At 42.6% G+C, this 13,962-nt stretch carries 13 protein-coding genes; all 13 read right to left on the bottom strand.

Annotation, left to right across the window (positions count from 1 at the left end):
• Nucleotides 1–120: 120 nt before the first annotated feature.
• The 13 genes from AABM38_RS11370 to AABM38_RS11310 all read right to left on the bottom strand — a co-directional run bounded on the left by AABM38_RS11370 (nt 121) and on the right by AABM38_RS11310 (nt 13,952).
• Nucleotides 121–858, bottom strand: coding sequence for an SDR family oxidoreductase (locus AABM38_RS11370; RefSeq protein ID WP_423410483.1), 738 nt, complete (start codon nt 856–858; stop codon nt 121–123).
• Nucleotides 845–2,608, bottom strand: coding sequence for a M28 family peptidase (locus AABM38_RS11365; protein ID WP_423410482.1), 1,764 nt, complete (start codon nt 2,606–2,608; stop codon nt 845–847). The genes AABM38_RS11370 and AABM38_RS11365 overlap by 14 nt, the downstream gene beginning before the upstream one ends.
• Entirely contained in the window at nt 2,586–3,158 is a 573-nt protein-coding gene (locus AABM38_RS11360) for a GNAT family N-acetyltransferase (protein ID WP_423410481.1), read from the bottom strand. The genes AABM38_RS11365 and AABM38_RS11360 overlap by 23 nt, the downstream gene beginning before the upstream one ends.
• Before the next feature lie 74 nt (nt 3,159–3,232).
• Entirely contained in the window at nt 3,233–4,477 is a 1,245-nt protein-coding gene (locus AABM38_RS11355) for a hypothetical protein (protein ID WP_423410480.1), read from the bottom strand.
• A gap of 13 nt (nt 4,478–4,490) precedes the next feature.
• Complete coding sequence (locus tag AABM38_RS11350) at nt 4,491–5,216, bottom strand: creatininase family protein (protein WP_423410479.1); 726 nt, start codon at nt 5,214–5,216, stop codon at nt 4,491–4,493.
• A gap of 17 nt (nt 5,217–5,233) precedes the next feature.
• Nucleotides 5,234–6,373: a M20 family metallopeptidase gene (locus AABM38_RS11345; protein ID WP_423410478.1), complete on the bottom strand. Its 1,140-nt coding sequence runs from the start codon at nt 6,371–6,373 to the stop codon at nt 5,234–5,236.
• A gap of 313 nt (nt 6,374–6,686) precedes the next feature.
• On the bottom strand, nt 6,687–8,324 hold the full coding sequence (locus tag AABM38_RS11340; protein ID WP_423410477.1) for an ABC transporter substrate-binding protein: 1,638 nt from the start codon (nt 8,322–8,324) through the stop codon (nt 6,687–6,689).
• Between the two features lie 84 nt (nt 8,325–8,408).
• Nucleotides 8,409–9,227, bottom strand: a complete 819-nt coding sequence (gene nikC, locus AABM38_RS11335; RefSeq protein ID WP_423410476.1) for a nickel transporter permease — start codon at nt 9,225–9,227, stop codon at nt 8,409–8,411.
• A gap of 15 nt (nt 9,228–9,242) precedes the next feature.
• A complete protein-coding gene (locus AABM38_RS11330) occupies nt 9,243–10,256 on the bottom strand; it encodes an ABC transporter permease (protein ID WP_423410475.1) in 1,014 nt (337 codons plus the stop codon).
• 20 nt (nt 10,257–10,276) lie between these two features.
• On the bottom strand, nt 10,277–11,272 hold the full coding sequence (locus AABM38_RS11325) for an ABC transporter ATP-binding protein (RefSeq protein ID WP_423410474.1): 996 nt from the start codon (nt 11,270–11,272) through the stop codon (nt 10,277–10,279).
• A complete protein-coding gene (locus tag AABM38_RS11320) occupies nt 11,226–12,242 on the bottom strand; it encodes an ABC transporter ATP-binding protein (RefSeq protein WP_423410473.1) in 1,017 nt (338 codons plus the stop codon). Before AABM38_RS11320 ends, AABM38_RS11325 begins: the two co-directional genes overlap by 47 nt.
• A gap of 13 nt (nt 12,243–12,255) precedes the next feature.
• The gene (locus AABM38_RS11315) at nt 12,256–12,915 is read right to left on the bottom strand and encodes a GntR family transcriptional regulator (RefSeq protein WP_423410472.1); all 660 of its coding nucleotides are present in this window, start codon (nt 12,913–12,915) and stop codon (nt 12,256–12,258) included.
• Nucleotides 12,906–13,952, bottom strand: a complete 1,047-nt coding sequence (locus AABM38_RS11310) for a ketopantoate reductase family protein (protein ID WP_423410471.1) — start codon at nt 13,950–13,952, stop codon at nt 12,906–12,908. The genes AABM38_RS11315 and AABM38_RS11310 overlap by 10 nt, the downstream gene beginning before the upstream one ends.
• Nucleotides 13,953–13,962 lie beyond the last annotated feature (10 nt).

The raw sequence follows: 13,962 nt of genomic DNA, 5'->3' as shown, positions 1-13,962 counted from the left end.
AAGAAGCGCAGGAAACAGCCCTGCGCTTCTGTCTTTATTTTGGATGATTGCTATCAACCAGAGATGAAAATATTGTTTATGTTTTAACAGAACGGCATAGGAAGAATTATGATGTCTTATTTACCCCTGATTAGTCGGCCGGATAATGATTTCATTAACCGCAACGGAAGCAGGCTGTGATAGTGCATAAAAAACGGCGTTGGCAATATCCTCACTTTTTATGGAAGGGAGATCGGGGTTCTCAAAAATTGGCCTAACTTCTTCATCGTTTATAAGATCTGGTAGCTCTGTGTCTACAACACCAGGCGAAATCGTGGTCGTCCGGATATTTGTTTTAGTCAGTTCTTTATTCAGCCCCTCCATAATCACCCTTGCTGCGAATTTTGTAGCACAATAAACAGTACCTGAAGGGAAAATACCGTGACCGGCAACTGATGATGTCGTAATAATATGGCCACTGTTACTTTTAAGCATATAAGGAAGCACAGCGCTGACACCATGAAGGACTCCTTTTATATTGACATCAATCATTTGATCCCATTCTTCGACTCTATTATTTTTCATATAGGAGAGTGGCATAATTCCTGCATTATTGAACAGCACATCAATTTTGCCGAATTGTTCAAGTGCGAATTCCGCTAAACTTTGAACCTCTTCCAGTGATGTTACATCTGTCAGTTTATAGACCGCAGTACCTCCTTGTGACTTAATCTCTTGTGCAAGCTCCTGCAGACGTTCTTCCCTTCTTGCAGCAAGAACAATTTTCGCTCCTTCACTTGCTAATTTCACAGCAGTTGCACGACCGATCCCACTGCTGGCACCTGTAATAATAACGATTTTATTTTTAATTGCCGACATAATTTTCACTCCTTTTTTCATTAACAGTCAATAAGTTGTAAGCTTCTTTTAGTGCACTTTTTAAAAGATAATTCACTTTATTAATCTGTCTAATTATTGATGTGCTCAGCAAAAAATAGTCATGTGTTCCCCTCTCCAATGCAGCAATTCTATTAATTGAGGAAAGTGCGGGAATTGGCAATAAACCAATAGCCGCATCATGCTCAAAAATATCAGTACACACATAATTAAGAGGAACAAGTTTGCGCGAGATTTCCATAATTCTTTTATTAATCTCTTTCTGAACTACTACCGACATTTCAGATGGCAAGAGAGTAGATTGAGCTTTCAAAAGAACTTCTTCAAGTTCGTTTAAGCGTTCCAAAGTTACAACCAAATCGACTTTATCTTCTGCAGTCGCCTGATACTCTTTGATAGTATCTTTAATTTCTCGTACCGCAGCCAACTGGTTAATTGGCAATATAGGATCGGTCAAAACTTTATAGATTGAGAGAGCATAGATTTCACAATCTCGCTTTAAATTTGCAGGGTCGATTTTATCGATTGTGTCCTCAACTGTATGCCACCACCAGCCAAAGCCTCCTGCCTCCTTTCCTGCAAATACTTGAAACACTTTTTGGGATAAAGGGTCATTAGATAATGGTTGTTCCGACATTCCCATAAATAAGGAAGGAACTCCTGCTCCCCAAAAAGATTGGTCAGCGTATTTCCCATATCTGCTTCCAATATAATCCTGACCGGCTATCTCCTTCACATAGAGAGCTGCTATCTCCTTCGTTTCACTCATACAGTTACTTTCGCTCAGGATGGTAGCTCCTTTGCCTCCGACAGAATCTATATAAAAATGCATGACACAATTTTCGTTGATTTCTTCCCAATGATGATCACAGTAGTTTTGAGATCCAGCATATCTTCCATGTGAATGTCCTGACCAAAAAGCAAAACGGATCGATCTTTTCAATTGCTCTTTATATTTTGAAAGCACTCTTGCCACCTCTAGCATAGTCGCATTCGCAGACCCGTTATCCATGGCTCCGTAATGCCATGAATCGATATGTCCACTGAATAAAACAAAATGCTCTGGTTCCTCTTTACCTTTAATGTCGGCGATTAACGTGGGGATTTTTGTCCATTTCGTTTCAACCTCGGTATGTAGTTCTACCTGGCCCTTCCCTTCGTCAATCCACGTTTTTAGGATTTCACCAGAATCATCATTTACTGAAATGACAGGAATCTTCGGCATTTGGGTAATAGTATCGGCAGTCGGACTCCCCCAGACAGTCGAAACAATCATTTCATGTGTAAAAGGTCCATTAATGAAGATGGCTCCAATAGCTCCCGCTTCCCAGAGCTTTTTTAAAACCACTGGACTCGCAATACCTTCTAAAACAGAAATTTTGCCGTAACAAAGATCAAGTTTATCATCCGAAAACACACCAATATAAACAGATTCTCCAATTAACCCGCCTACTTCAGTGGACGGTGCCATGGAGTGGGTAATACAAGGCAGATTGATATCTCCCACCTTTAAGCTCGCCTTACCAGGAAGAGAAATAAACGCTTCGTGAAAAGAGAGTTCAGTCTCTAATCCAAAGCTCTGAAGAATCTTTTGGACATAATTGAAGGCTCGTAGCTCTTCTTCAGATCCTGACAACCTTACCTCTTCGGCGATTTCCTTGTTATATTCCATTAGTTGATTAGCATCAATTTGGGATATTATTTCCCTTTCAATCCCTGTCAACCTTTCCAATGTTCTCCCTCCCATTACTATTTATTACTGAATGCCACTCTCGATCCAAAATACTCATCTCATAATAACTCCAATAATTTTCACCAATCCTGGAAGCTTCTCTTATAAGTCCCTCACTTTGAAAACCCATTTTCTGATAGAGTTTAAGAGCTGGAGTATTGAAATCATATACAGCAAGGCTTACCTTATGAAGTCCAAATTGTACAAATGCTATATTTAAAAGCTTTTTGACCATTAAGGGAGCTAACCCCTTGCCTTTCATCTCGCAATCACCAATTAGAACTCGGCACATTCTTGCTGTCCTATTATGCAGATTGATAGAACCAAGGGAAATATGCCCGATTACCCTCGATGATTCAAGGTGAATAACCTTATAAGCATGTACCTCTGACCCTTTTTTATTTGCTTCCTTCAAATACTTAATGAGCTGTTGGTCCGTCAGCGGAAAGGAAAATCCTGACCCGCTCCATTGTAGTAAGAATTCAGGACTATCAATCCAGCTTATAAGTTGTGGGATGTCCTCTTCTGTAAAGTATTCTAATTCGATCATATTGACGATCTCCCTTTGAGGAAAATATTAAATTTAGAGAAGGTGAAGCTCCTAAAAAGCCTCACCTTCCATTTTTATTGTTTCAATGTGTTAAAAGCATCAAATTCTACACCGTGCAGCTTGCTGATCGCTTTGATAAAGGTTTTTGTAGTATGAGGAGTGTCATACAGAATAGAAAAATATTCTGATCGTTTTTCTTTGGGAGTTTCTTTATAGGCGTTTCCTACCATCCAACGACCATAGTAGTAGCAAGGGAAATAGGTTTTCTGTATAGGATCTGAGAAGAATCGGAAGGCATTGTTTGCTTCAATTTCGGTAATTCCGCCTTTGTTGATTAAATAATCTATCGCTTCCTCCCTGGATACCTGGCCAAGGTTATACATAAAGCAGGCATTAGTGGTAAACATCCTTTGATAGTCTAGATAATTCCTTGCGAGCAGATACTGTTGCTTTTGCTCATCTGTTACACCAGGTGTTACCTCATTTAAATCGTCCCAGCCGAGAAAGCTCAGGGCTGTTTCTGGACCACCTTCAAACAATGCATTGGTAGGACTGTTGATTAAGTAATACGAAGCTTCAAGTGGAAGCTTTCCCTGCTGGAACAAGTAATCCCAGCGACAGTAGAACGCCTGGTGCCCTGGATAACCTTCATGTGTCATGATTTGTGCCAGGATGGGCTCTGTCCAGGGGCGGTCAATATTGAAGGTTAAGTTTCCGCGGAAGCTGCCGGTATATTTGGAATATCCGCTCCAGAACACTCCCCTGATCGGCTTGATCCAATCAATTCCATCTTCTTCTGGAAGTCCAATAACCCTTTTCAATGTCCCTTGCTTGCTGTTTTCACGGAAGTTTTCAGCTACTGTTGTCACCTGTTCAGGGTAAATCAATGTATCAGAACGCCAGGCTGTTGCCTTTTCAAATAAGCTTCCTTTGTACCCCAGGTCTGTCAATCCTTTCTCAACGAGTTCCCTGGCATGTTCGAGCTGCTGATCTGTAATTAAGGTGGAAGGCAACTCCTGAATGTTCGCAATCAGTTCTTCATATGGAACGTTGTCGCCCTGCAGGCTCCGAGTAAAATAACGAAATCCGTTCAACATTGCTCTCAAATATTCTCCTTCATGCCCTTCTTTCGCTTTGATTTCGCTTTCTGCCTTATCCAAAGCATCAGAAATGTCATCAAAGCTGGTAAGCGTTGGTTTCACTTGACTGTAACTTGCTGTTGCAACCTCCTGGCTGTGTAATTTTTGTGCTTGTTTATTCAAACTGACAACAATATCAACGATTTTTTCCCCAACTGGTTCGTCCGTCCATCTCATCATCTTCTTTTCCTCCTTAATTGACTGGTTCATATGCCACCCTCCATAGATCTTCAATATCGGATAAAACTAGTTCCAGCATCATTTCATATAATCTTTCGCCTTTTTCGGCTGTCGCTGCGCCTGCATTTCCTAAATAGCCATCCTTAAATAACTTCTTCCCTGATTTTTCAAATTTGATTTTCGGATTCATTTTTACCTGGTGGTCACCAGCAAGACTTGGGTCAGCAAGTTTTTCATCAATGGCCAGAATCAATGAAGTCTCATCTTCTCCTCCATGGCCGGGTCCATTGGTGATTTCTAAGATTTGCTCACGGTAATCCACCCACCAATTGATAGTTAAAACCTTCATCCCTAAGTCAGCAAGCTTTTCGGCAACAGTCGTTAAGCTCGGGATATTTCCTCCATGTCCATTGAACAGAACAATTTGTTCAAAACCATTCCGGTGAAACTCTTTTCCGATTTCGTAGACGTATTGGGAAAAAGCTTCCGCCGATATATCAATTGTCCCTTCAAATGGGGCAAGACCCCAAGAATGACCATAAGCAACTTCAGGTGCCATTAATACCCTGTCTCCAATCATGCCATCAAGCCGGCGGACAAACTCCCGGGGAATCCACACATCCGTTCCAAGCGAACAATGAGGTCCATGCATTTCAATCATTCCAATAGGCAATAAAACAGTGTCTACGGATGCTTTAATTTCTTTGAATTTTGAGGCTGTTAAATCCATCATGTACATGTTTCTAAACACCCCTTTTATTTGTTTGCATATTTCAGGATAATTTCAGCCATCAGAGCTGCCCTGTACGGAAGATTTGTTAGATTAACATGTTCCCTCTCTGTGTGGGCTCCATCCCCAAGAGGGCCGAGGCCATCAATAGTTGGGATGCCAAGACCTGCGGTGAAGTTGCCATCACTTGCTCCACCGGATGATCCCTCCCTAAGGTCGTATCCGTGTGAGGCAGCAATTCCCTTTAGCTCTGCATATAATTGAATCACTGCCTCTGTCCGTTCAAGAGGGTAGCGGTCAATTTCCCCAAATACCTCGACCTTTGTTCCTTTTACAAAAACTGGTCTGTTCAAGATTGCTTCAGTAATCTTTTCCGCCTGTGCCTTTTTGGTGATGCGAACATCGATCTCTGCTACAGCTTCTTTGGCAATGACGTTCCCGCGGGTTCCGCCTTTCACTACCCCGATATTCACTGAAATTCCTTCATCGCGGTTCTCAAGCTTCTTCAAATCTAGTATTTGGTGAGCCAGCTCTTCAATTGCACTGGCACCATCCCAGGCATTGATCCCCGCATGCGCAGCAATCCCTTCAATTTTCATCAGGAACTGTGCTGCTCCCTTTCTTTCGGTTTTTACTGCCCCATCCGGTCCGATACTTGATTCCGGAACCAATACTAACGAGCTTTTTCCAGCTTCCTTGAGGATGATCTCCTTCGAATGGGCACTTCCCACTTCTTCATCTGTTGATACAAGGAAGGTGATTTGCTTGTTCAGCTGGGAACCGGTTTCCTTCAATGCCCTTAATGCCCAGAGTGTAATAGCGAGACCGCCTTTCATATCAAAAACCCCTGGGCCATAAAGAAGGTTTCCTTCCTGCCTTATTGGCAGTGCGCCCACATCCCACACAGTGTCCATGTGGCCAATCACCAAAATCTGCCCTTCTTCATCCCCTGCTCCATATGTAAATTTGTATTGGTTGCCAACTTCCGTTTTTTCAATCATTTCAACGGAACCGCCTACAAGACTCTCAAATTCCTGTTGCAGTACTTCACCACACTTATCCACGAGAGTTTTTGTATGGGATGGAGATTCAGCCTTTGTCAACCTAATCAAAGTGTCAGTGATGTAGTTGCTGTGCTCTTTAAGGTATTTTAAAATATCAGACATTGATTTTGATTCCCTTCATTGATTTTCCTAGCAGCCTTTCTAAATTCACTGCTGCTTCAATCAGTCTTTTGTCCTCAAAACGTCTACCAACAAGCTTCAGTCCAATCGGAAGCTTACTATTCAGACCACTTTTTCATCATTCATCACCTATTGCCAGATAGACTCTTTTATTTTGATCGCCTGTTCTGTCACCAGGAGAAGAGGAAAATCTCGCCATCCTCCAGGTACCCAAAATTCCAAATTGTCTTTCCTCGTGAATCTGATTGAATAAAACGACCGCATACGATAAAGTCCTGCGGTCGCTTTAATGAAATTATTCTTTCGTCATCTTTTGGAACGGTACATACCAAGTGTTCATCGGATTGATTTCATACCCTTTTACCCAGGTTCTTTGAGTAGCCTGAACAAGACGCTGTGCAGGGAAGATATACGGAACCTCTTCACTCATGATTGCCTGGATTTCCTGGTAAATTTCCTCTCGTCTGCCTTCATCGACAGTCTTTCTGCCTTCTTCCAATAGCTGATCGACTTTGTTATTTTCATAGAATGCAAGGTTGAATCCAGGGCCCTTACTAGAAGAATGTGCAAAGTACCAAAGATTGTAATCCGGGTCAGCATAATCCGGTGTCCATGCTGCGAGTGCTAACTGATGACCTCCTGAAGTAACAGTCTCCAGGAATGTCGGCCATGCAAGTGTCTTGATTTTCAAGTCAACACCAATCTTTTTAAAGTCTGATTGCATCATGACCGCAATATTCTTACGTACTTCATTATTCTCAGAAATCAGGATCTCCGTTTCAAAACCTTTACCGAGTCCCGCTTCCTCTAGAAGTGCTTTTGCTTTATCAAGGTCAAAATCATATTGCTTCACATCAGGGTTATAACCAAACATTCCTTCAGGGATGATTCCGCCGATACGCTTTCCAGCACCCAGAAGAATATCATTATTGATAGAATCGTAGTTTACAGCGTGCGCCAATGCCTGTCGCACCTTCACATTGTCAAGAGGTTTCTTCTCCATATTAATCGCAATATCATCAATCTGGTATCCAGGCTGTGTGATGATATCGATACCTTCTGTACCTTCCATCTGCTTCATTACATCAGGAGAAAGCATAGAGTAATCCAGCAAATCTACTTCGCCTTTTTCCAGCATTAATCTTGCAGTTGAAGGTTCGTTGACAATCATGATATTGACAGTTTTTAATTTAGGTACTTCTCCCCAATAGTTCTCATTTGCTTTTAAAACCATTTTCTGGCCGCGATCCCAGCTTTCAAGAATGTATGGACCAGAGCCGAATTCCTTATCAGCAAGGTAACTTTCACCTAAATCAGTGCCATGGTTTTCAGCAAGTTTCGGATTGACGATATTGGCAAACACAGTTCCAAGTGTTTTGATGAATGGGGCAAATGGTTTCTCGAGAGTAATTTTGATTGTATGATCATCCACTATTTCAAAGCTATCCTTTGTGATAACCTTATTAAATTGACCAGCAGCAGATTTTCCAATATCAATCGCACGAGTGAAGGAATACTTAACAGCTTCCGACGTAACAGGGGTACCATCATGGAATTTAGCTTCCTTATTCAAGTAGAATGTGTAGGTCAAGCCATCATCCGAAACATCCCATTTTTCAGCAAGTTGAGGCTTGACTTCAGTATCTGTTCCATCATAAGTAACGAGACGATCATAAAGCATGTAGGTTACACGAAACGATGTATTAGCAGCAGTGCCATGTGGGTCAAGGTGAGGTATATCCTGGTTGGTGGCGAAATTGAAGACTTCTGGATTTCCCGAACCCTGTGGTTCCGCTGGCGTTTCGTTCTTTTCTTCATTCTTTCCTTCTGCCGGTGTTGTCGTCTCCTGGTTATACTTATTACATCCAGTCAAAGCAAGTAACAGAATCAGCGCCATGGTCATCACTTTAAATAAGATACTCTTCCTTTTCATTATTTTCCCCCCAGATTTTTAGTGGAATTTTTTTTACTTGCAAAGCTTTTAAAAGCAGGAATCACCCCTTTCAAAGAAATATAATTACCTATTCTTAGGATCAAGCAAATCTCTCATGCCATCACCCAATAAGTTAAAACCTAAGACAGTCAGCAGGATCGCCAAACCGGGAAAGGTAGCTGCCCACCAGGCATCCCGCAGAATTTCCCTGCTCGATGATAGCATAGCTCCCCACTCAGGAGATGGAGGCTGTGCTCCCAGGCCGATAAAACTTAGACCAGCTGCAGCCAAGATGACGAATCCTAAGTCCAGGCTCGCCTGGATGCTTGCTGGAGCAATCGCGTTTGGAATGATTTCTTTAAATAAAATTCTAAAAGGGTTGGCTCCGATCGCCCTGGCTGATTCTATAAACTCAGAGTTCTTGATTGACAGGACAGACGACCGGACAATCCTTGTGTACCACGGCCACCATGTGATCGCTAATGCCAGGAGGACATTTTCAATCGATGGTCCAAGGGCTGCGGCAATGGACATCGACAGGATGATACCTGGAAAGCTGAGGAAAATGTCAGTAAGCCTCATGATTACCTGATCGACCATACCACCTACATAGCCAGCTATTGCACCAAGGATGGTGCCGATTGGAAAAGAAATCAAAACGACCATTAATCCAATCTTTAAAGAAATCCGAGTTCCAAAGATAATCCGGCTTAGTATATCCCTTCCTACTTCATCCGTACCGAACAAATGATCGGAACTGGGAGGAAGTAATTTTTGTCCCAAATTTACCTCCAGCGGATCCTTAGGGGCAATCCATGGAGCGAATATGGCTAGAATAATAATCATTACTACCAGGAAAATCCCTAACACTGTTAAAGGACTTTGTAAAATCCGTCTAACCACTTATATTGCCTCCTTTTAATCATAGTTAAGTCGAGGATCGACAACCTGATAGAGTATATCGATGATAAGGTTTACGAGAATGAACAGAACGGCAATCAGAATGGTGACGGCCATCACAGCTGGAAAGTCCAGATATGTAATGGCATTGACTGCATACTTGCCAAGTCCTGGCCACGAAAACACCGACTCAACGAGCACACTTCCGCCGAGCGAATGGCCAAAGGTCATGCCAAGAAGCGTCATGATCGGCATCATCCCATTCCTTAATGCATGGCCGTAAAGTACTCGCTTTTCTGATCCACCTTTGGCAAAGGCCGTTCTAATATAATCACTTCTTAACACTTCTAGCATTGATGATCTCGTCATTCTTGTGATCATCCCGATTGTTACGGCAGCCTGCGTAATCCCAGGAAGGATTAAATGGATCACAGCTGATTTAAACACCGTCCAGTTCCCAGTCAGAAGAGCATCAATTGTGTACATCCCAGTGATAGTCTCTGGAGGAACCAGTCCTGTATCTAACCGTCCTGAACCAGGTAAAACCCCAAGTTTTAAATAGAAGAATAATAGAAAGATAATTCCCAGCCAGAATGCCGGCATGGCCACACCTATGAGTGCCATGACCCTGGCAAATTGGTCAGCTGCTTTATCTTTCTTGCTTGCACTTATGACCCCTAAAGGAATGCCGATTAAAATCGTGATAAACATTGAAAAAAAAGTTAACTCTAAAGTTGCCGGAAAATATTGTTTGATATCCTTCATCACGGGCTGATGAGAATAATTACTGTTTCCAAGATCACCTTGAAGCAAATTTTTCATGTAATTGGAATATTGAACATATACAGGATCATTCAGGCCCATTTTTTCCTGCAGCTCTTCGATTACCTTCGCATCTGCGTATGGACCTGCAGCCAAACGAGCTGGATCACCTGGGATGGTATTCGAGATGAAGAAAGTCAAAATGCTTATACCAATCAATATTGGTATCATGAGCAGAATCCTTTTTACCGTGTAACGAAGTGCGTCCACCTATCCCGCCTCCTTTTTGGTTATGAAATATGAATTTTTGTTTTCGTAATCTGCTCTGCGTGCACATGAATACATGATGCCCAGTGTCCCATCACTTTTTCCCTGAGCTCAGGAGTTTCCACTTTACATTCAGGTGTTGCTACTGGACAGCGAGTATGGAATGCACAGCCTGTCGGAGGGTTGATCGGGCTTGGCAGGTCTCCTTGCAAAAGGATTCTGTCTCGCTTTTTTGTTGGATCCGGAAATGGTACGGCTGTTAGCAGTGCCTTGGTATAAGGATGCAGCGGATTCCTGTATAGCTCATCAACGTCCGCAATTTCGACGATTTTCCCCAAATACATAACAGCTACTCTGTCGGAAATATGCTGTACAACAGAAAGGTCATGCGAGATGAACATATAGCTCAAGTTAAATTCCTTTTGAAGATCCACCATAAGATTCAGAACCTGCGACTGGACCGATACATCAAGTGCAGAAACAGGTTCATCTGCGATAATTAGTTTCGGATTCAAAGTGAGTGCCCTTGCAATTCCGATCCTTTGTCTCTGTCCGCCAGAAAATTCATGCGGATAGCGGTCGAGCTGTTCTTTGCGAATGCCGATTTTATCAATCAGGCCTTCAACAACTTTCAACCTTTCCTGTCTATTTCCTACACCATGAACGATCAGCGGGGTTTCAAGGATCGAACGAACCGTGCTCCTGGGGTTTAAGCTGGCATAAGGGTCCTGGAAGACAATTTGCATATCCTTCCGCAACTCCTTCATTTCCTTTCTCGGTAGATGGGTAATATTCTTTCCGCCGAAAAAGATATCACCGGATGTTGGTTTTATTAACTGGAGGATTGTACGGCCCAAACTTGATTTCCCGCAACCAGATTCACCAACAATCCCTAATGTTTCCCCCTGCTCAATGTGGAAGCTTACTCCATCAACGGCTTTAACTTTTTTCTTTTCACCAAGAAACCCCTTTTTAATTGTGAAGTGCTGCTTCAAGTCCTTCACTTCCAGAAGAGCCATTCAATTCTCCCCCCTTTTCCTCGTATAGCCAGCAAGCTGCTGTATGATCTTCTCCTACACTGCTCAATGGAGGTGTTTTACCTTTACAGATTTCCATTGCTGAACTGCAACGATCAAAGAAGCGGCAGCCCGTTGGCATTTTATCTGGTGATGGAACCATTCCAGGAATGGATCCAAGCTTTGCTTTTTTAACCCCTAATTTCGGGATTGATTCAAGCAGACCTTTTGTATAAGGGTGCTTAGGATTCAAAAATAACTCCTTAACTTCTGCCTGCTCTACAATTTTGCCAGCATACATCACAACAACACGGTCACAAACCTCTGCAACTACACCGAGATCGTGGGTGATCATGATAATCCCCATCTCGTTAACCTCTTTAAGATGGTTCATTAGATCAAGGATTTGTGCTTGTACGGTTACATCCAAAGCAGTTGTTGGTTCATCACAAATCAATAGGCTCGGGTTGCATGCCATGGCAACAGCAATCATGATTCTCTGTCTCATACCGCCAGATAATTGATGTGGATATTCTGTAGCGATTTCCCCTGCTCTCGGCAAGCCGACTTCATTTAACAGCTCTATGACACGTTTTTTACGCTGCTCCTTATTTAAATCCGTATGAAGGATTAGCGTCTCTTCAATTTGCCTGCCGACAGTATGAAGAGGATTCAATGACGTCAGCGGATCCTGGAAAATCATCGCCATTTTATTGCCTCTGATTTTCTCCATTTTCTTTTTCGAAAAGGAAGTTACATCATCACGATCAAGATTAATGACACCCTCAAGCTTTGCCTTTTCAGGTAAAAGGCGCATGATCGATAAAGCGGTCATGCTTTTTCCGCAGCCTGACTCACCGACAATACCTACTGTCTCGCCTTTATTTACCTGGAGAGAGACCTCATCTAAAATTTTCACGTATTTCCCATCTCTCTTAAGAGATAGTGATACATCATGCAGTTCTAGCAACATAAAAACACCACCCTTATATAGTCAGAAGGCCCTTGACCCCTTTTAGTTCATTCAGTGCGTGAACATAATGATCGGAAAACTCCCTGCTGACTCTATCTGTGTCCTTTGACTTCAAAGCATCCAGTAGTTTTCTATGGTTTTCTACAACAAGAGCTGCCCTCGCAGGAAGCTTGTTAGCAACTGTCAAAAACATGGCCCCTACCTGCGTATCCAGCTGCTGATGCATGTGGATCAATCTTTTATGCCTGGAAGCACTGACGATCACACGGTGGAAATCTATATCACACTTTGCCTCTGTTTCTAAGTCCTTCTCTTCCATAGCATGTTGGAACTCTTCCAATAGCGACTCCAGCCTGCTAAAATCCTTATCTATTAAATGAGGAATTGCAAGGCTTGCTGCCTTTGCTTCCAGCAAAGCCCTAAGAGTATAAATCTCATATGCATCCTGAGAAGAAAGTGTGGTTACATGTGTGCCTTTATTTGTTTCATGTTTGATCAACCCTTCATTTTGCAGTAACATCAGAGCCTCTCTTATCGGTCCGCGTGATATATTGAGGCTTTCTGCAAGCTGGGCCTGATTCACTTTTTCGCCAGGCTTCAAGGACCCGTTCAGGATCATTTTCCTGATGATTTTAGCTACATGGTCGGAAAGATTTTCATGGTTTAAATGCATATTTTTTCTCCGCTTTCATACTGTTCTTTTAATTTGTATAAGTGATCCCAATCCATTTGAATCGTACCGTTTTCTATCTCTTTGATGAGAGACACAAGCAAACTTGTCAGTGGCATCGGAATACGATGATAAGCTCCTATTTCTAAGATAGGGACTAATTGCGAATCAATTTCTGTCTTTCTTCTTCTGACAGCCAAGTCTCTCCAGATTCCACTTTTCGTTTTCTTGTTTGCAGCCATTCTTTGGGCTAGCTTTTCCAGCTGATGATCGAGAACTGTTTGATCCCGAGTATCTCGAGGATAGACAAACTCTGGGACCCAATCATCGAAACCGATTGGCTTAACACCTTCTTTATCCGCAACCTCTAGTATTTCTGAGCAAAGTTCCATCAATGTTTCCCTCAGCTCCATTTTTCTAACAACAGCTGCCATTGTTTCATCAACTAATGCCGTAGCGTATAAAAGTCCAGCGTAGGACATTTTCCCCCACAGGTAGCCCCAAATGTTATCCGTAACCTGAGCCGGCCCCCAACATTGGAGGATTTCCTGCAAATCCTTAACCCGTTGACTGATTTTCCCATCCAACTCTCCAAGATATAGTGCTGCAACTCCTCCATAAAGAATCCTGCCCGGCTCTAAGTAGTCTGCCGAAAAATTTACAAAACAGCCAATCGTTTTTTCTCTTCCTATCAGGCTGGCAATCTCGTTTTCACAAAGTCCATTTTGGAAGGATACAACTTTAGTTTCTTCCCCAATCAATGGTATGAATGGCTTTAGGGCTTCTTTTGTATGCTGTGCTTTTACACAAAGGAAAACCGTGTCTAAAACAGACTTTTTCAGCACGAGTTGCTCTGGCGTATAAGCATCGCATTCTACGGTAAACGTTTCATCTGGCCCCTCAATTCTAAGACCGCGACGATTCATCACATCAACATGTTCTTGATCTTTATCGCAAAAAGTTACTTTGTTGCCTGCTCTCACTAGGTGAGCTCCCAACACGCCGCCAATCGCGCCTGCACCAATCACTGTGATTTCCATTCGACCCCTC

This window comes from Heyndrickxia sp. MSNUG (assembly GCF_049532715.1).
In the GTDB taxonomy this organism is placed as follows: Bacteria; Bacillota; Bacilli; order Bacillales; family Cytobacillaceae; genus Mesobacillus.
The sequence above is the reverse complement of the archived record's forward strand: the minus strand, read 5'-3'. Positions and strand labels throughout refer to the sequence as shown.

Excerpts from the sequence above, each read along its gene's own strand:
- AABM38_RS11370 (WP_423410483.1), bottom strand. The coding sequence starts at position 858 with ATGTCGGCAATTAAAAATAAAATCGTTATTATTACAGGTGCCAGCAGT.
- AABM38_RS11340 (WP_423410477.1), bottom strand. The coding sequence starts at position 8,324 with ATGAAAAGGAAGAGTATCTTATTTAAAGTGATGACCATGGCGCTGATT.
- AABM38_RS11325 (WP_423410474.1), bottom strand. The coding sequence starts at position 11,272 with ATGGCTCTTCTGGAAGTGAAGGACTTGAAGCAGCACTTCACAATTAAA.
- AABM38_RS11360 (WP_423410481.1), bottom strand. The coding sequence starts at position 3,158 with ATGATCGAATTAGAATACTTTACAGAAGAGGACATCCCACAACTTATA.
- AABM38_RS11350 (WP_423410479.1), bottom strand. The coding sequence starts at position 5,216 with ATGTACATGATGGATTTAACAGCCTCAAAATTCAAAGAAATTAAAGCA.
- AABM38_RS11315 (WP_423410472.1), bottom strand. The coding sequence starts at position 12,915 with ATGCATTTAAACCATGAAAATCTTTCCGACCATGTAGCTAAAATCATC.
- AABM38_RS11345 (WP_423410478.1), bottom strand. The coding sequence starts at position 6,373 with ATGTCTGATATTTTAAAATACCTTAAAGAGCACAGCAACTACATCACT.
- AABM38_RS11310 (WP_423410471.1), bottom strand. The coding sequence starts at position 13,952 with ATGGAAATCACAGTGATTGGTGCAGGCGCGATTGGCGGCGTGTTGGGA.
- AABM38_RS11355 (WP_423410480.1), bottom strand. The coding sequence starts at position 4,477 with ATGATGAGATGGACGGACGAACCAGTTGGGGAAAAAATCGTTGATATT.
- AABM38_RS11320 (WP_423410473.1), bottom strand. The coding sequence starts at position 12,242 with ATGTTGCTAGAACTGCATGATGTATCACTATCTCTTAAGAGAGATGGG.